Raw genomic sequence first — 16,936 nt, forward strand, 5'->3', positions numbered from 1 at the left:
CAGGGCGCTCAACCGCCCTTGGCCGGGGCCTACACCGCCATGTAGCGGCCCGGCCGGTGGTTCATGGCCAGCACAAGGTTGAGCGCCACGGCGCCCGCAATCGACCAGGCCACGCGCACGGGCTCCACCGTCCACAGGGCCAGCAGCACGATGCAGCAGTCCACCGCCATCTGCACCTTGCCTGCGCGCCAGCCGTAGCGGTCCTGCAGGTACAGCGCCGCAATGCCCACGCCGCCCAGGCTGCAGCGGTGGCGGAACAGCACCAGAAACCCCGTGCCCGTGATCAGCCCGCCCGCAATGGCGGCATACAGCGGCTGCAACTGCGCGAACTGCAGCAGTTGCGACTGCAGCTCGGTCAGCAGCGACAACAGCAGCACCGCGATGAAAGTCTTGACGGTGAAGGCCCGGCCCAGCTTGCGCAGCGCCAGCCAGTAAAACGGCAGGTTGAGCACAAAGAAGATCTTGCCAAAGCCGATGCCCGTGGCGTAGTGCAACAAGAACGCCAGCCCCGCCGTGCCACCCGTGAGCAACCCCGCGCTGGTGAAAAACGCCACCCCCACCGAGATGAGCAGCACCCCGGTGAAGATGGCCACGGCGTCTTCCGTCAGGCTGTGGGGCACGACCAGCGGGGCGGGGGCTGTGGGGGCGGCAGGGGAGCGGGATGGCATGGGCAAAGGGCAAAAGGATGAAGGCTGTGCTTGCGGCCCCCGGGGCAGAGGGCGGCGCACAGGCATGGGATTGGACCATGCAAGCCCCATGCCGGGCTTGTCGTGCGTCAACTTCCGGGTGCCGGCTTGCCATCGCACCAGTCAGTCGGATACTCCTGATTTGATAGCTGCCAGCGCATATGATTCAATCGCTAGCATCGGTTTTTGGCTGAAATTGGGTGGCCGATAGGCTGGCAGCCGCCAAAGCACCGTCGATCAGCCGCGTGATGTGCGGCTGCGGCGCCATAGGCGCCAGCGCACTGACCTGCGCCCGGCCCGTGTTGCCGATGGGCAGCCGCGCCAGCGCGTGGCCCAGGGGCACCAGTGCCAGCCGCAGTACCTGTCCGCCGGCCTCGCGCAGGTCGCGCAACTGCAGGGCGTAGCGCAGCATGGCGCTGTGTGACCGCCAATGCAGGGACAGCGTGGTCTGCCCCAGCACGTGCGCGGCCTCCAGCCAATGCCAGCGGGCGGCAGGCGGTGCGTCGGCATCGCGCGCAAACGCTGCCAGCAGGTGGTCGAATGCGCGCTCCCTCTGCAAGGGGTCAGCCATGGGTGCTGCAGCGTGGCGCGCCGCCAGCTGGCGCCAGCGTCGTTGTCGGTGCCGGTAGAACACCTGGGCAAACGTCGCGCTCAGGGGCGTCATCAGCCAGGGCAGGTGGCGCGCGACCACGTCGATGTCGTCGGTATAGAGCGTGCGGCCGTCTGGCAGCGGCTGCAGCGTGATGCGGTGGTCCCAGCGCCGCATCAGCGTGCCCTCGCCGTTGTCGCGCAGCGTGGGCCAGGCACCGGCCTGGGCAGATGGCTCGATGGAGATGCGCACGGTTTGGGAGCCCATGGGCAGCAGCCCCAGCAGCCACATCTGCAACGGCAGATCACCGGGAGACCAGTGGGTGGGCCAGGGCGCGCCGCCAGGGCGCTTGAACCGCACCAGAGGCGCCGTGACGTGGCGGAACACTGATGTGCTTTGCAGTTGCGCAGCCACCCATTCGGGCGGTGCGTTGAGCGGAGTGGACAGGCGTACGCGCATGGATCAGTGCCCGTGTGCTGCGGGGGCGCCGGCGGTGCTGGCCAGCTCCTGCCGCGCGTGGCGGATCACGCTCCAGCCGCCGCTGATGGCCAGGCCCGCCATGACGGCCGCGACCACCAGGTCGGGCCAGGCCGTGCCCGTGCCCAGCACCCCCAGCGCGGCCGCCATCACGGCCAGGTTGCCCAGCGCGTCGTTGCGGGTGCACAGCCACACGCCGCGCATGTTGGCGTCACCCTCGCGCCAGGCGTAGAGCAGGGCGGCCACACCCAGGTTGGCTGCCAGCGCCAGCAGGCCCACGCCGCCCATGGTGAAGGGCTCGGGCGGAACCCCTTGCCACACCCCCCAGGCCACTCGGCCGATCACGAACACGCCAAACGCCAGCATGCTGGCGCCTTTGAGCAGCGCGGCGCGTGCGCGCCAGGTCAGCGCCATGGCCAGCACCCACAGCGACAGGCCATAGTTGGCCGCATCGCCCAGAAAGTCGATGGCGTCGGCCAGCAGCGACGCCGAGCCCGAGTGGGTGCCCGCGCCCAGTTCCACCACAAACATGGCGGTGTTGACGACGAGCGCAATCCACAGGATGCGGCGGTAGCGCGGGTCTGCGCTGGCGGGGACATCGTGGCTGTGGCCGGGGGCGCTGTGGTCGTGATGGCAATGGGCGGACATGGTGTTTTCTCCTGGCGGTTCTGGAAAGCGATGGCATCATTGGAAACCTTAAAGTCACTTGAAGGTCAAGCCCATGGATCCCCACGCTGCACAGTTCCGGATTGGCGAGGCCGCCCAGCAGTCCGGCGTGTCGGCCGCCAACATCCGGTACTACGAAAAAGAGGGGCTGCTGCCGCCCGGTGCGCGCGGCGACAACAGCTACCGCCTGTACAGCAGCGCCGACGTACACCAGCTGCGGTTTATCCGCCTGTGCCGCGCCATGGACATGTCGCTGGACGAGGTCAGGACCTTGCTGGCGCTGGACTGGGACAGCAAGACCGACTGCCATGCCGCCTGCGACACGCTGGATGCACACCTGGTGCATGTGCGCACCCGCCTGGCCGAGCTGCAGGCGCTGGAGGCCGACCTGCAGGCGCTGCGCAGCCGCTGTGATGGCGCGGACGCCACCTGCCACATCATCGAAGCGCTGCATGCGCGGGCTGACGCGCAGCCCGTGGGCGTCAACGCCCCTCCCAGCCAAGGCAAGCGCCATGTGTGAGCAGTTGTTGTACGGCGTGGCTGCGTGTGTGCTATTTGCTATCTAATTGATAGCTACTTGGGCATATGTTTGTGGCGCTACCGCCCGAAAATGGCCCAAATATCTCCAGAAGCCTGCCATGGGCTGCCCTGGCGCATGCCCCCGCTATGATCCGCCCATGATCTCGCGCCTTCCCGGCCTCTCCCTGCCCGAACGTGTGTGGAACACGGCGCGGCGCTGGGCGGTGGCCTGGTGGCGCATCCTGTATCTGGGCGCGGTGGTGCTGGTGCTGGTGTTGTCGCCGTCCAGCTACGGCAAGGGCACCCGCCGCGCGCTGGCCCGGCACCTGTACCTGGACACCGCGCCGGTGCTGCTGGGCTTCACGGTGCTGGCGGCGCTCATCAGCCTGGTGCTCACGCGCATTGTGGTGGTCACGGCGCTGAGCTACGGGCTGTCGCGCTATGCGCTGGAGATGGTGATCCGCGTGCTGGTGCTGGAGCTCATCCCGCTCACAGCCGCCTTGTTTGTGGCCATGCGCTGCACCATTCCCAACGGCTCGCAACTGGCGCACCTGCGGCTCACGGGCCGGTTCGAGGCGCTGCGCCGCCAGGGCTCCGACCCGGTGCGCATCGAACTGCTGCCCCGCGTGATTGCCGGGGTGTTTGCCTGCGTCACGCTGGCTGCGCTCAGTTGCGTGGTGGCGCTGGTGCTGGCGTACCTGGGGGTGTACGGCTTCAACATGGCGGGGCTGCCGAGCTACACGCGCATGTTCGGCCAGGTGTTTTCGCCCAGCGTGACCATGGTGTTTGTGCTCAAGACCCTGTTCTTCAGCCTGGCCGTGGCGCTGATCCCCATGGCTGCCGGGCTGTATGACAGCGGCGAACGCACCCAGCCCGACTCGGAACTGGGCGGCCTGGCCCGCATGTTTGCGGTGCTGCTGCTGATCGAGGTGGCCTCGCTCATGGGCAACTACTACTGACGGCCCGCGCCGGTCGCACCCACCCGCGTAAACCCACGACATGAACGACCATCCTCCTCCCCCATCGCATAGCCCCGCCGGGGCCGACGCGCCTCCGGTCGAGACCCTGCGCCCGGTGGCCTATCTGGAACTCAAGGCTGCGGCGCTGCTGTTGTTCACCCTGGCCCTCATCGTGGGTTCGGGCCTGTACCTGCTGTATGCGCGGGGCGCTTTTGAGCCCACGCAGACGCTGGTGCTGACGGCCGATGACTCCGAAGGCGTGGTGGTGGGCATGGACATGACCTTCTCGGGCTTTCCCATTGGCCGCGTGCGGCGCATCGAGCTGGCCGAATCGGGCAATGCCCGCATCCTGGTGGACGTGCCCCGCAAGGACGCGCACTGGCTGCGCGAGTCCAGCGTGTTCACGCTGGTACGCGGTCTGGTGGGGGGCACCAACATCCGGGCGTACTCCGGCATCCTGACCGACCCCGCACTGCCCGATGGCGCCGTGCGGCCGGTGTTGCGCGGGGATGCCACGGCGGAGATCCCGCAGCTCATGGCCACCGCGCGCGAGCTGCTGACCAACCTGAACGCCCTGACGTCGCCCGACGCCGCGCTGGGCAACACCCTGACCAACGTCAAGGCCCTCACGGAGCGCCTGAACGGGCCGGGCGGCGCCCTGGGCGTGCTGATGGGCAACGAAGCCGATGCGAAGAAGATTGTCGCCACGCTGGAGCACACCAACGCGCTGCTGGCGCGCCTGGACGGCATGGCCGCCCGCGCCGACAGACAGGTGTTTGGCAGCGAGGGCAACAAGGACGCGCTGGTGCCTGAGGTGCGCGCCACCGTGGCCCAGCTCAATGGCTTGTTGTCCGACACCCGCACCAGCCTCAAGAAGGTGGATGCCGTGCTGGTGGAGGCCCAGGCCATTGGCGCCAATGCCCGCGAAGCCACGACGGACCTGGGCGCGTTGCGCGCCGAGGTGGAAAGCAATCTGCGCAAGGTGGAAAGCCTGGTCAACGAGATCAACCGCAAATGGCCCTTTGCACGCGACACGGAGTTGAAGCTGCCATGAACCTCTCTGCTGCACCTCGTTTGCGGGCTGCATTGCGGCTCCTGTCCATCGGCTGTGCCTTCGCATTGGCTGCGTGTTCCAGCCAACCCCCGGTGCCTGACTGGCAGATGAATGCCCAGGGCGCGTCCCAGAAGGCCATCGAGGCCTACCTGTCCGGCAACGCGCGCGTGGAGAAGCTCGAATGGGACCGGGCCCGCGCCGAAGTGGCGCGCACGGGTCGCCCCGATCTGCTGGCGCGCCTGGAGCTGATGCGCTGCGCGGCCCAGGTGGCGAGTCTGGTCACCGAGCCCTGCGAACGCTTCGAGGCCTTGCGCGCCGACGCCGCTGCGCCCGAGCAGGCCTACGCCGACTATCTGGCGGGCCGCGTGCAGGCCGGCCAGGTGGCGCTGTTGCCACCGGCGCAGCGTGCGGTCGCCACGGCAGGCAACGCTGCCAGCTTGGCAGGCATTGCCGACCCCCTTTCGCGCTTGGTGGCGGCGGGCGTGTTGTTGCAGACGGGGCACGCCAGCCCCGCAGTCATCACCACAGCCACCGACACTGCGTCCGCACAGGGCTGGCGCAGGCCGCTGATGGCATGGTTGCTGCTGCAGGTGCAAAGGGCAGAGGCTACCGGGGACACTGCGGCAGCCGATGCGTTGCGCCGTCGCGTGGGGGTGGTGGAGCAGTCGGGGTCTACGTCTCGATAGCGTTGGCCGCCACGCTAGGGAGGAGGCAGGTAACGAGCCGTGGCGCGGGCAAAAAAGCTGCTCCAGTTGCTTCAGCAACCGCCACTCAAGCCATTGACCAGGCCGCCAGAAGCTGCATTGGCGCTGCGGGTGGCTTCGTCAGCGCAGGCGAGCCTGCAACTGGGTCTCGATGTCGTCTCGCTCCATGGCGAACTGCTGGGGGCTGATCTCGTTGGACTCCAGCTTGCGGGCCACAGACAGCAGCAGCACCGTGTTTTCGAGACGTGTGTCTTGTTGCAGTGAGGGGGGCAGGGCGGTCAGGCGGTCAAAGCTTTGCTTGTACAGCTCGCTCCAGCTCATGGCCCCTGCCTGGGCCTGGGCCCTGGCACCGTCGTACCAGCGCGAGAACTCGTCCAAGGCGTTGTCGCGGGGGCTGGAACAGCCCGCCACAGCGGCCAGCAACACCATCGAACCCCAGAATTTCGGGGAGTGAATCAAGGAAAAACGGTTTGCAGAGATGCGAAAACGTGTGGTCACGATCGTCCTCCATTCCAGAATGCCACCGAAAAGTCCCGGTGTGCAGCGCCGAATGGTACCCCGATGCTATGCTTTTTGCTACTGTGTTGCTGTTTGGACCCACACGCGCTGCAGCGCAGCGCCAGCCACTCCTGCACGCATCACAACTCAGTGGTCCAGAAAGCTGGTGGACAAAATCTGGTCGAGCCCGGTAAGCCCGTGCGACATCGAATCCACAGACTGCACGGCCACGTCCGGCATCAGCAATGACACCGCCGCCAGCACTGCCAGCACCACGGTTCCGATGAACGCTATCAACGCGCGCGCTCCCGGCGGTAAGGAATGGCGTTTCATGGTGAAGTCCTTTTGAAAAAGGGGTGGGGGCCGCAATGACCTCCCGGTGCAACCTCAATGGCTGCTGGCTAGGATTTCAGCAAAGTGCCGCAGTTCCGCGTGTAAGACAAGTGCCATAACAGGGCTCCATGGGCAACTGTTACGGCCTGTTGCCTTTACAAACCTGCCAGAAACGTTCCGCGCCCTGCCAGCGTCCGGAGGTCCGGTTCAGGGCCTTGAGTGGGAGGCGGATGGAGTGCCAAGCGGACGGACTGCAGAGGGCTCCTGTAGAGCCGTCCAGCGGTCATCGCGGCATGCATAGATCAGGGCGCGGGCGTCTGAATCCACGCGGTGATCTGGGCAATGGCTTCCTGCTCGATGCCAATGAAGCCGGGCCAATGTTGGCCTGCACACTCATCACCGATGGGGGTTGGCGCCGCCATGGACCACCATGAGCTTTTTGACCGGCGCCCGCGCCAGCCCTCTCAGAATGGCGGGCGTATCGCTGGCCTGGCAGTGTTCGCAGCCATCCCTGGCATGGTGGTAGACCAGCCTGGGACCTGTATGGCCTGCAGGTCCAGTGTGGGCACTGCACCCGGCGTGCTCCTGCGCACCACGCTGGAGGTCAGCCCCAGCCCCGCAATCGCTGGGTCGTTGACATGAATGGCCATGGCTGTCGCGGACACTGTCATGCGCCGAGCGGGGCGCACAGTCGTTGATGTTCAGCCCAAAGCGCCGGGGTCCTGTGCGCAAAAAGCCAGCCCCCACAACAAAAAACCCAGGTGACCGGAATCACCTGGGTTGATATGTGGCGGAGAGGGCGGGATTCGAACCCGCGGTGGGGATTAGCCCACACACGCTTTCCAGGCGTGCGACTTAAACCGCTCATCCACCTCTCCGAAGCCCTCTATTATAGCCACAGGATTGGGTGCATTCCGGTCACTGATCGGTATCGCCTGAAAATTTCAGTGGGCCGCCACTTTGTCAGCCTGCCTTGTTGGATGTCTGCACCATCTTCATCGCCGAGCCGATCAGCGCCGACACCTCGGTCATGTTGCTGGGCACGATGAGGGTGGTGGTGGCGTCTGACGCGACTTGGCTGTAGGCATCCACGGCTTTTTCAGCCACCTTGAGCTGCACGGCCTGCTCGCCGCCGGGCTGGCGGATTGCTGCGGCCACGCGTTCGATGGCCTGGGCGTTGGCTTCGGCCACGGCCTTGATGGATTCGGCTTCGCCCTGGGCCTTGTTGATGACGGCCTGTTTTTCGCCCTCGGAGCGGGCGATGAAGGCCTCGCGTTCGCCCGTGGCGATGTTGATCTGCTCCTGGCGGCGCCCCTCAGACGCAGCGATCAGTGCGCGCTTCTCCCGCTCCGCAGTGATCTGGGCCTGCATGGCGTGCAGGATTTCCTTGGGCGGGGTCAGGTCCTTGATTTCATAACGCAGCACCTTCACACCCCAGTTCAGAGCGGCTTCGTCGATGGCCTGCACCACCTGCGCGTTGATGATGTCGCGCTCTTCGAAGGTCTTGTCGAGTTCGAGCTTGCCGATGACCGAGCGCAGCGAGGTCTGCGCCAGCTGGGTCACGGCCATGATGTAGTTGCTCGACCCATAGCTGGCGCGCATCGGGTCGGTGACCTGAAAGTACAGGATGCCGTCCACCTGCAGCTGCGTGTTGTCGCGCGTGATGCAGACCTGGCTGGGCACATCGAGCGGAATTTCCTTCAGGCTGTGTTTGTAGGCGACCTTGTCCACAAAGGGGATCAGAAAGTTCAGCCCGGGGGTCAGCGTGCCCGCATATTTGCCCAGGCGTTCCTTGACCCAGGCGTTTTGCTGGGGCACGACCTTGACCGAGCGGGCGATGAAGATCACAGCAATGATCAGGATGACGATGGCAATTTCCATGGGAAGCCTTTTTTGGGTGATCGACAGGGAGTCTGCGGTGTTTACAGCGGGTCCACCAGCAAGCGGTTGCCCACCAGCTCGGCGACGCGATGCATGCCAGTAGACGGGGTGACGCCGGGGCGGTGCATAGCCGTCCATTGGGCGCCCCGGTACTTCACGGTGGTGGTGCCGTCGGGGCTCCAGCTTTCGATGAGGATGGTTTCGCCTACATCCATGTTCACGCTGCGGTCCGCACGTGCAGACGGATCGCCGGGGCGCTTTCTCCGCAGCAGGTAGCAGGCCACGACAGCCCCGCCGCCCACAATGGCGGCAGACACCATCTGCATTGCGGACGCCAGCCCCAGGTGGGCGGCCACGGCGGCGGCTACCAGCCCCAAGGCCACCATTAGCAAATAGAACGTGCCGGTGAGCAGTTCTGCGACGACCACGGCCCCTGCTGCCAGCCACCAGATGGTGGATGCCTCCATGTAGAACCTCCTTGTGTGGTTGTGTTTAGTGCACCACATTCTGGGTCAAAAGGATGGCAGTTCAAAGGCGCGTCAACGTTATTCCTTACACTTCGCGCCTATTTCGTTTTTTGGCCGGGCAGGCCACGGCTCCTTGGAGGCTGCGCATGAAGTTTCGCTTTCCCATCATCATCATCGATGAAGACTATCGTTCCGAGAACACCTCGGGGCTTGGCATTCGTGCGCTTGCACAGGCCATTGAGGCCGAGGGCTTTGAAGTGGTCGGGGTCACCAGCTATGGCGATCTCTCGCAGTTTGCGCAGCAGCAAAGCCGCGCCAGTGCCTTCATCTTGTCCATCGACGATGAAGAATTCTCCGAGGGCGAAGGGCTGGACCCCATCGTGCTGAGCCTGCGCAACTTCATTGGCGAGGTGCGCCGCAAGAACGCCGAAGTGCCCATTTATGTGCACGGTGAGACCAAGACCAGCCGCCACCTGCCCAACGACATCCTGCGCGAGCTGCACGGCTTTATCCACATGTTCGAGGACACCCCCGAATTCGTGGCGCGCCACATCATCCGCGAGGCCAAGAGCTACCTGGAGAGCGTGCAGCCACCGTTCTTCAAGGCGCTGCTGGACTACGCCGAAGACGGCTCGTACAGCTGGCACTGCCCCGGTCACTCCGGCGGCGTTGCGTTCCTGAAGAGCCCCGTGGGCCAGATGTACCACCAGTTCTACGGCGAAAACATGCTGCGCGCCGACGTTTGCAACGCGGTGGAAGAGCTGGGCCAGCTGCTGGACCACAACGGCGCCATTGGCGAGAGCGAGCGCAACGCCGCGCGCATCTTCAATGCCGACCACTGCTTCTTTGTGACCAACGGCACGTCCACATCCAACAAGATGGTGTGGCACCACACTGTGGCGCCCGGGGATGTGGTGGTGGTGGACCGCAACTGCCACAAGTCCATCCTGCACAGCATCATCATGACCGGGGCCGTCCCGGTGTTCATGAAGCCCACGCGCAACCACTTCGGCATCATCGGCCCCATCCCGCAAAGCGAGTTCGAGCCCAAGGCCATCGAGGCCAAAATCAAGGCAAACCCGCTGCTCAAAGGCGTGGATGCCAAGAAGGTCAAGCCCCGCGTGCTGACGCTCACGCAGTCCACCTACGACGGCGTGCTGTACAACACTGAGACCATCAAGGGCATGCTCGATGGCTATGTGGACAACCTGCACTTTGACGAGGCCTGGCTGCCGCACGCAGCGTTCCACCCGTTCTATGGCAGCTACCACGCCATGGGCAAAAAGCGCACGCGCCCCAAACATTCGGTGACGTACGCCACACAGTCCATCCACAAGCTGCTCGCCGGTATCAGCCAGGCATCGCATGTGCTGGTGCAGGACTCGCAGACCACCAAGCTCGACCGCCACCTGTTCAACGAGGCGTACCTGATGCACACCAGCACCAGCCCTCAGTACAGCATCATCGCCAGCTGCGATGTGGCCGCCGCGATGATGGAGCCGCCCGGCGGTACCGCGCTGGTGGAAGAAAGCATTCTGGAGGCACTGGACTTCCGCCGCGCCATGCGCCAGGTGGAAGAAGAGTTCGGCAAGAACGATTGGTGGTTCAAGGTCTGGGGCCCTGAAAAGCTCACCGACGAGGGCATTGGTCGCGCAGAAGACTGGATCATCCGCAGCGACAGCAAGAGCAAGAAGGGCAGCAAGTGGCACGGCTTCGGCCAGCTGGCTGACGGCTTCAACATGCTGGACCCGATCAAGTCCACCATCGTCACGCCGGGCCTGAGCCTGGACGGCAAGTTCGACAAGACTGGCATCCCCGCGTCCATCGTGACCAAGTACTTGGCCGAGCACGGCGTGGTGGTGGAGAAGACGGGCCTGTACAGCTTCTTCATCATGTTCACCATCGGCATCACCAAGGGCCGCTGGAACACGCTGCTGACTGCGCTGCAGCAGTTCAAGGACGACTACGAGAAGAACCAGCCCATGTGGCGCATCCTTCCCGAGTTCTGCCAGCAGCACAAGCGCTACGAACGCATGGGCCTCAAGGACCTGTGCCAGCATGTGCACGAGATGTACGCCAAGTACGACATCGCGCGCCTGACCACCGAGATGTACCTGTCGGACCTCACGCCCGCCATGAAGCCCTCGGATGCGTACGCGCACATTGCGCACCGCACCACCGAGCGCGTGGAGATCGACCACCTGGAAGGCCGCATCACTGTGGGCCTGGTCACACCGTACCCCCCAGGCATTCCGCTGCTGATCCCGGGCGAGGTGTTCAACAAGAAGATCGTGGACTACCTCAAGTTCGCGCGCGAATTCGCCAAGCTGTGTCCGGGCTTTGAGACCGATATCCACGGCCTGGTGGAAGTGGAAGACGAGAACGGCCAGGTGCGCTACTACGCGGACTGCGTGGCAGAGCAAGGCAAGACCGGCAAGAACCCCAAGCCACTGGCGACCGCCAAGAACCTGGTGCAGGTGGGCGACGACGGCCCGTACGGGCGCAACGTGTAAGAACGTCTTCGCGCTGGTGTGTGGGTGCACCAGCGTCTCGAAAATCGCTCCCCCGGCATGGCTGGCGGAGCGATTTTTTTGTGCATTTGAATCCGCTGTTGTGGTGCTGCCGTATTGACTGTCAGCCGCGTGGTTTTCATGCGGTGACGACTGTCTTCACACACCTCTCAGGAGATTCCCATGACCCTTCGATTCAACGCCCGCCTTGCCACCATCGCCCTCACCGCAGCCATGGCCGCTGCCGCAGTGCCTGCCGCGGCACAGGTCATGGTGGGCGGTGCGCCCATGCTGGCCAGCAAGGACATCATCGACAACGCCGTGAACTCCAAGGACCACACCACCCTGGTGGCTGCGGTCAAGGCGGCTGGCCTGGTGGAGACGCTGAAAGGCCCTGGTCCGTTCACCGTGTTTGCGCCCACCAATGCGGCGTTTGCCGCATTGCCCGCCGGCACGGTGGACACGCTGCTCAAGCCCGAGAGCAAGCCCACTCTGACCAAGGTGCTCACCTACCACGTGGTAGCGGGCAAGTACGACGCTGTTGCGTTGTCCAAGATGATTGCTGACGGCAAAGGCATGGCCAGTCTCAAGACGGTGGCGGGCGGTACGCTCACCGCCAAGGCCAGCGGCAATGCCGTCATGGTGACGGACGAAAAGGGCGGTACGGCGACGGTGAGGATTGCCGACGTGTACCAGTCCAACGGCGTGATCCACGTGGTGGACAAGGTCCTGTTGCCGAACTGACTGCGCAGCTGATGGGAACTGCAGCCTGCCTGCCGTGCATGGCCGGTGCATCGCCGGGCCGAGCTAAGTCAGGGGTTGCTGTGGCCCCGTCAGCGAACCGGCGGCATGTCCTCTCGCACCCGCACAAAACTCGCGAAGCGCGGCACTCCGCTGTCGTGGGCGCCCCGAAAGCGGTAGGTCACCCAGCTGCCCACGGGCGGCGGGTGATCGCGTTCGGCGTCGGTCAACCCTGCGCCCAGCCGGAACCGCTGGCCCGAAGGCATCTCCACCACCAGGGCACCCAGCCGCCCCGCGTGGCGGCCTTGGCCGGGCAGATGGGCCACCACACGGGCCTCGGTGTCTTCGTGGGTCTTGACCTTGATGAGATCGTCACTGCGACCTGCGCGGTACATCGATGCGCCACGGTGCAGCATCAGTCCTTCGCCACCCGCACGCACGGTGCGCAGTAGCAACTTCTGGAGTGCGGCGTCACTCGCCACACGCTGTTGTGGCACCGCCTGCACCCAAGCCTGGTCCAGCGCTTCGACCAGCTTGTTCAGTGCAGGAAGGCGCTGGTCAAACGTGCCGCCATGGGCGGGCAGGTCAAACACCATAAAGCGCATCTCGCGCCATGCGGCATCGTCCGGCTGCTGCTGGCGTACGGTGGACTGGGCGTGGCTGAACCGGCCGCGTCCTGCCCACAGCTCGCCGTCCATGGGAGTTTCAGGCCAGCCGGCAGTGAACCATGCCGGGGCCGCCACGGTCTCACCACCCCGCGTGCGCAGCGTGTGGCCGTCCCAAAAGCCGCGCACGCCATCGTATTTTTCGCTCACCCAGTAGTCCGCCAGCCGCATGCCGGGGCGGTACACATTGGCCAGCAACAGGGCGGGTGCATCGGCGGCCCAGGCCTGGGGTATTGCAAGTGCCGCCAGGGGTGCAAGGCCCATACAGGCCAGCCAGTGTCTGCGGAGCATAGATTGGGTGGTGCTATAAAAAAAATAGCTTCTAGCGCATGATTTATGTGCGCTAGAAGCCAATTACGTAGTGAGCGTGTAGCCCTGGTGAGGATTTACACCTGGTCGGCGCTCAGGCCCGCTGTCTGGCTGAAGCCGCCATCCACATAGGTGATCTCGGCGGTCATGCCCGAGGCCAGGTCCGACAGCAGGAAGGCCGCCACATTGCCCACGTCCTCAATCGTGACGTTGCGACGCAGGGGCGAGGCATCGGCCACGCGGCTGAGCAGCTTGCCAAAGTCCTTGATGCCGCTGGCAGCCAGCGTCTTGATGGGGCCTGCGCTGATGCCGTTGGCGCGGATGCTGCGGCCGTCTTCGGTGCGGCCCACGGCCTCTGCCAGGTAGCGCACGCTGGCTTCCAGGCTGGCTTTGGCCAGACCCATGGTGTTGTAGTTGGGGATGGAGCGCAGCGCGCCCAGGTAGCTCAGTGTCAGCAGCGACGACTTGTCGTTCAGATAGGGCAGGGCCGCCTTGGCCATGGCCGGGAAGCTGTAGGCGCTGATGTCGTGTGCAATGCGGAAGCCTTCGCGGCTCAGGCCGTCCAGAAAGTTGCCCGCAATCGCTTCGCGCGGTGCAAAGCCGATGCTGTGCACAAAGCCGTCAAACTTCGGCCAGGTCTGCGACAGATCCGCGAACATCCGCGCGATCTGCTCGTCGCTGGCCACGTCGCAGTCAAACACCAGCTGGGAGTTGAACTCGGCCGCAAAGTCGGTGATGCGGTCCTTGAAGCGCTCGCCCACGTAGCTGAACGCCAGTTCGGCGCCTTGCTCGTGGCAGGCCTTGGCAATGCCGTAGGCGATGGAGCGGTTGGACAGCACGCCCGTGATGAGCAGCTTCTTGCCGGTCAGAAAACCCATGTGAAATCTCCTTGTGGAATAGCGGAATGCAGGCTTGGCGCCCGGTGCATGTGGATATGCGGCTTTGGCTGCAAGCCCCTGCGAACGTAGTGCAGAATTGTCGCATGCGCCTTGTAGCAGTCTGTTCTCGCTGGGCCCGCACGGTGCTGTGTGCTGTGTGTGGCATTGTTGTTGGCCCAACCTCTTGGGCCGCACATGCTTATTCACAGTTTGGCGACGTGAAGTACCCGCCTGACTTTACCCATTTTGACTATGTCAATCCCGACGCTCCGAAGGGAGGCGAGATACGCTTGGTCCCGCCCATCGCGGTCACCAACTTCGACAAATTCAATCCGTTCACTTTGAAAGGAACCCCGCCTGCAGGGATGTTGGATTTGGTTTTCGAGTCCTTATTGACCGGTAATTCGGAGGAGCCATCTACAGGGTATGGCTTGCTCGCAGAAGATGTGGAGGTGCCGTCGGATGGCCTGTCAGCAACCTTCCGCATTCGCAAGGAAGCGCGATTCAGCGATGGGTCCGCAGTGATGGCCGCCGATGTGGTCCATTCTTTCAACACCCTGATGAGCAAGCAGGCATCGCCGCAGTTCAAGACGATCTTTGGGGATATCAAGATGGTCCGAGCGTTGGATGAGCGCTTGGTCAAATTTGAATTCGCAAGTTCCAATCGAGAACTCCCGCTGCTGGCGGGAAGTGTGCCGGTCTTCAGTCGGAAGTGGGGGGCTGGAAAACCTTTTGATGCTGTCATCACAGAATTACCGATTGCATCGGGACCTTATCGGCCATCCAGTGCTCAATTGGGGCGCGATATTACTTATGTTCGTGACAAAAGTTATTGGGGTGCTGCTTTGCCGGTGCGTAAAGGGCAATATAACTTCGACCGAATTACCTACAAGCTTTACCTCGATGAAACCAGCCGCTTTGAAGGGCTCAAAGCGGGCGAATATGACTTGAAGCGGGAATTCATTTCTAAAAACTGGGCGCGTCAATACAAAGGCAAAGCGTTCGACTCTGGAGCAGTCAAGAAGCAGGTTTTCGAGCACCGCAACCCTGGTGACTTTCAGGGCTACACATTCAACCTGCGAGATCCCAAGTTCAAGGACATTCGAGTTCGCAAGGCCATTGCTTTAACGATGGATTTCGAATGGCTCAATCGACAGATGTTTTATGGCTTGTACAAGCGGGTGGAGGGGTATTTTCCGAACAGTGACTTCCACGCGTCTGGGTTGCCGGGGCCTGCGGAAATGGCTTTGCTAGAGCCGTTGCGCGACAAGTTAACCCCCGATGTTTTTGGCCCAGCTTTGCGATCACCCAGCACTCTGCCTCCATCTAGCTTGCGGGACAACCTGCGCCAAGCCAAACAGTTGCTTGCGGAGGCCGGGTGGGTCTACCGTGATGGAGCCTTGAGAAACGCGCAAGGTGAGGCGTTCGAGATGGAGTACCTGAACGCACAGCCATCCTCGGTGCGGCTGGTCAGTCCCATGCAGATTGCATTGAAAAAGCTGGGTATCAATCTAAAGATACGCAATGTCGATGGGGCTCTCTATCAGCAGCGAATGGATGAGTTTGAATTCGAGCTGGGCAGCCTTCGCATTCCTGGGCGAAATTCTCCAGGCAGCGATCTTTTTGAGTACTTTGGCTCCAAAGCCGCCGTGACGCCTGGCTCAGCCAATATGTGGGGGATTGCAGATCCTGCGGTGGACAGCCTGATTCGCTCAGTGCTCTCAGCCAAGACCAAAGCTGACGTGTCTGCCGCGATGCGCGCGCTTGATCGCGTTTTGTCGCACGGCTACTACTCGATCCCGCAGTGGTATAGCGATGAGTTTTTTGTAGGCTATCGGCCCGCAGGTTTTGTACTGCCCCCGACAATTCCCCCCTATTACCAGCCGGACTCTTGGGCTGCCGCCACGTGGTGGGCTTCGCCAACCAACCGCTAGGGTCTCACAGCATGTTCAGCTACATACTCAAACGCATCTTGTTGATGGTGCCCACGTTGCTGGGGGTGCTGCTGCTGACGTTTGTGGTCATCCAGTTTGTGCCAGGCGGGCCGGTGGAGCAACTGGTGTCGCAGTTGCAGGGGCGCTCTTCTGGTGGGGAGGGCGCTTCGCCGAGTTCAGGGGCGGGAGGGGATTACCGTGGCCGCCAAGGGTTGAGCCCTAAGCAACTTGAGGAAATTAAGGCGCTGTACGGGTTCGACAAGCCCGCGCATGAGCGCTTCGCGCAAATGCTGTGGTCGTTTGCACGGTTTGACCTGGGGCAGAGTTTCTATCAACGAAAAGCCGTCTGGGACCTTGTCCGTGAAAAGCTCCCCGTCTCCATCAGCCTGGGCCTCTGGACCTTCTTCATCAGCTACCTCGTCGCCGTGCCGTTGGGCGTGGCCAAGGCGGTGCGGGCCGGGTCGCGGTTTGACCTGGTGACCACGCTGCTCATCCTGCTGGGCTACGCCATTCCGGGCTTTGTGCTGGGTGTGGCGTTGCTGGTCATCTTTGGCGGGCAGCTGCAGTGGTTTCCGCTGCGGGGGCTCACTTCGGCCAACTGGGACGAGCTGTCCTGGGGTGCGCGCATCGTGGACTATCTGTGGCACATCACGCTGCCGGTCATCGCCATGGTGCTGGGCAGCTTTGCCGTGACGGCCATGCTGACCAAGAACGCGTTCCTCGAAGAGATCCGCAAGCAGTACGTGCTGACGGCCCGTGCCAAGGGCCTGAGCGAGCGGCAGGTGCTGTGGAAGCATGTGTTCCGCAACGCGCTCATCCCCATCATCACCGGGTTTCCCGCTGCCTTCATCGGAGCCTTCTTTGCGGGCTCGCTGCTCATCGAAACCCTGTTCTCGCTCGATGGCCTGGGCCTGCTCAGCTACGAGAGCGTGATCCGCCGCGACTACCCCGTGGTGCTGGGAACGCTGTATTTGTTCACGCTGATCGGGCTGGTCACCAAGCTTGTCAGCGACCTTTGTTATGTGTGGGTGGACCCGCGCGTGAAGTTTGACTAGCCCGAACGGAC

Annotated in this window: 17 protein-coding genes and 1 tRNA gene; 8 read left to right on the forward strand and 10 right to left on the reverse strand. The window is 63.5% G+C overall.

Features of this window, described 5'->3' with window-relative positions:
* Positions 1-29: 29 nt before the first annotated feature.
* The 3 genes from IB236_RS19245 to IB236_RS19255 all read right to left on the reverse strand — a co-directional run bounded on the left by IB236_RS19245 (position 30) and on the right by IB236_RS19255 (position 2,400).
* Positions 30-668, reverse strand: a complete 639-nt coding sequence (locus IB236_RS19245) for a YitT family protein (protein WP_056746596.1) — start codon at positions 666-668, stop codon at positions 30-32.
* Between the two features lie 184 nt (positions 669-852).
* Positions 853-1,734, reverse strand: coding sequence for a DUF3703 domain-containing protein (locus IB236_RS19250; protein WP_192421848.1), 882 nt, complete (start codon positions 1,732-1,734; stop codon positions 853-855).
* A gap of 3 nt (positions 1,735-1,737) precedes the next feature.
* Positions 1,738-2,400 (reverse strand): cation transporter, encoded by a 663-nt coding sequence (locus IB236_RS19255; protein WP_192421849.1) that lies wholly within the window; start codon positions 2,398-2,400, stop codon positions 1,738-1,740.
* Positions 2,401-2,473: 73 nt separating this feature from the next.
* Between IB236_RS19255 and IB236_RS19260 the strand changes: the two genes are divergently transcribed.
* The 4 genes from IB236_RS19260 (at position 2,474) to IB236_RS19275 (ending at position 5,636) form a co-directional block, all read left to right on the forward strand.
* Positions 2,474-2,938, forward strand: a complete 465-nt coding sequence (locus tag IB236_RS19260; RefSeq protein WP_056646005.1) for a Cd(II)/Pb(II)-responsive transcriptional regulator — start codon at positions 2,474-2,476, stop codon at positions 2,936-2,938.
* A 157-nt stretch (positions 2,939-3,095) separates the two neighbouring features.
* The gene (locus IB236_RS19265; protein WP_015014693.1) at positions 3,096-3,896 is read left to right on the forward strand and encodes an ABC transporter permease; all 801 of its coding nucleotides are present in this window, start codon (positions 3,096-3,098) and stop codon (positions 3,894-3,896) included.
* Between the two features lie 40 nt (positions 3,897-3,936).
* Positions 3,937-4,950: an MlaD family protein gene (locus IB236_RS19270; RefSeq protein WP_192421850.1), complete on the forward strand. Its 1,014-nt coding sequence runs from the start codon at positions 3,937-3,939 to the stop codon at positions 4,948-4,950.
* The gene (locus IB236_RS19275) at positions 4,947-5,636 is read left to right on the forward strand and encodes a hypothetical protein (protein WP_225581268.1); all 690 of its coding nucleotides are present in this window, start codon (positions 4,947-4,949) and stop codon (positions 5,634-5,636) included. Before IB236_RS19270 ends, IB236_RS19275 begins: the two co-directional genes overlap by 4 nt.
* Positions 5,637-5,774: 138 nt before the next feature.
* Here IB236_RS19275 and IB236_RS19280 read toward each other — a convergent pair whose 3' ends face one another.
* The 5 genes from IB236_RS19280 to IB236_RS19300 all read right to left on the reverse strand — a co-directional run bounded on the left by IB236_RS19280 (position 5,775) and on the right by IB236_RS19300 (position 8,833).
* The gene (locus IB236_RS19280; RefSeq protein WP_225581269.1) at positions 5,775-6,113 is read right to left on the reverse strand and encodes a hypothetical protein; all 339 of its coding nucleotides are present in this window, start codon (positions 6,111-6,113) and stop codon (positions 5,775-5,777) included.
* A gap of 186 nt (positions 6,114-6,299) precedes the next feature.
* A complete protein-coding gene (locus tag IB236_RS19285) occupies positions 6,300-6,485 on the reverse strand; it encodes a hypothetical protein (RefSeq protein WP_056064060.1) in 186 nt (61 codons plus the stop codon).
* A 788-nt stretch (positions 6,486-7,273) separates the two neighbouring features.
* Positions 7,274-7,363 (reverse strand) — tRNA-Ser (locus tag IB236_RS19290).
* Positions 7,364-7,448: 85 nt separating this feature from the next.
* The gene (locus tag IB236_RS19295; RefSeq protein WP_056746586.1) at positions 7,449-8,366 is read right to left on the reverse strand and encodes an SPFH domain-containing protein; all 918 of its coding nucleotides are present in this window, start codon (positions 8,364-8,366) and stop codon (positions 7,449-7,451) included.
* A 41-nt stretch (positions 8,367-8,407) separates the two neighbouring features.
* Positions 8,408-8,833 carry an NfeD family protein gene (locus IB236_RS19300; protein WP_056746584.1) on the reverse strand — a complete coding sequence of 142 codons (426 nt, stop codon included), beginning with the start codon at positions 8,831-8,833 and terminating at the stop codon, positions 8,408-8,410.
* Between the two features lie 146 nt (positions 8,834-8,979).
* Between IB236_RS19300 and IB236_RS19305 the strand changes: the two genes are divergently transcribed.
* Together IB236_RS19305 and IB236_RS19310 are read left to right on the forward strand one after the other, a co-directional pair.
* Positions 8,980-11,346 (forward strand): arginine/lysine/ornithine decarboxylase, encoded by a 2,367-nt coding sequence (locus IB236_RS19305; protein WP_056064046.1) that lies wholly within the window; start codon positions 8,980-8,982, stop codon positions 11,344-11,346.
* A 180-nt stretch (positions 11,347-11,526) separates the two neighbouring features.
* Entirely contained in the window at positions 11,527-12,087 is a 561-nt protein-coding gene (locus IB236_RS19310; protein WP_056746581.1) for a fasciclin domain-containing protein, read from the forward strand.
* 89 nt (positions 12,088-12,176) lie between these two features.
* Here IB236_RS19310 and IB236_RS19315 read toward each other — a convergent pair whose 3' ends face one another.
* Together IB236_RS19315 and fabI are read right to left on the reverse strand one after the other, a co-directional pair.
* A complete protein-coding gene (locus tag IB236_RS19315) occupies positions 12,177-13,040 on the reverse strand; it encodes a DNA ligase (RefSeq protein ID WP_056746579.1) in 864 nt (287 codons plus the stop codon).
* A 95-nt stretch (positions 13,041-13,135) separates the two neighbouring features.
* Entirely contained in the window at positions 13,136-13,936 is an 801-nt protein-coding gene (gene fabI / locus IB236_RS19320) for an enoyl-ACP reductase FabI (RefSeq protein ID WP_056064037.1), read from the reverse strand.
* 104 nt (positions 13,937-14,040) lie between these two features.
* Between fabI and IB236_RS19325 the strand changes: the two genes are divergently transcribed.
* Both IB236_RS19325 and IB236_RS19330 read left to right on the forward strand, forming a co-directional pair.
* Positions 14,041-15,870: an extracellular solute-binding protein gene (locus IB236_RS19325; protein ID WP_192421851.1), complete on the forward strand. Its 1,830-nt coding sequence runs from the start codon at positions 14,041-14,043 to the stop codon at positions 15,868-15,870.
* Positions 15,871-15,881: 11 nt separating this feature from the next.
* The gene (locus tag IB236_RS19330; RefSeq protein ID WP_056746577.1) at positions 15,882-16,925 is read left to right on the forward strand and encodes a microcin C ABC transporter permease YejB; all 1,044 of its coding nucleotides are present in this window, start codon (positions 15,882-15,884) and stop codon (positions 16,923-16,925) included.
* Positions 16,926-16,936 lie beyond the last annotated feature (11 nt).

This window comes from Acidovorax sp. ACV02 (assembly GCF_014851475.1).
Classification (GTDB): domain Bacteria; phylum Pseudomonadota; class Gammaproteobacteria; order Burkholderiales; family Burkholderiaceae_C; genus Acidovorax; species Acidovorax delafieldii.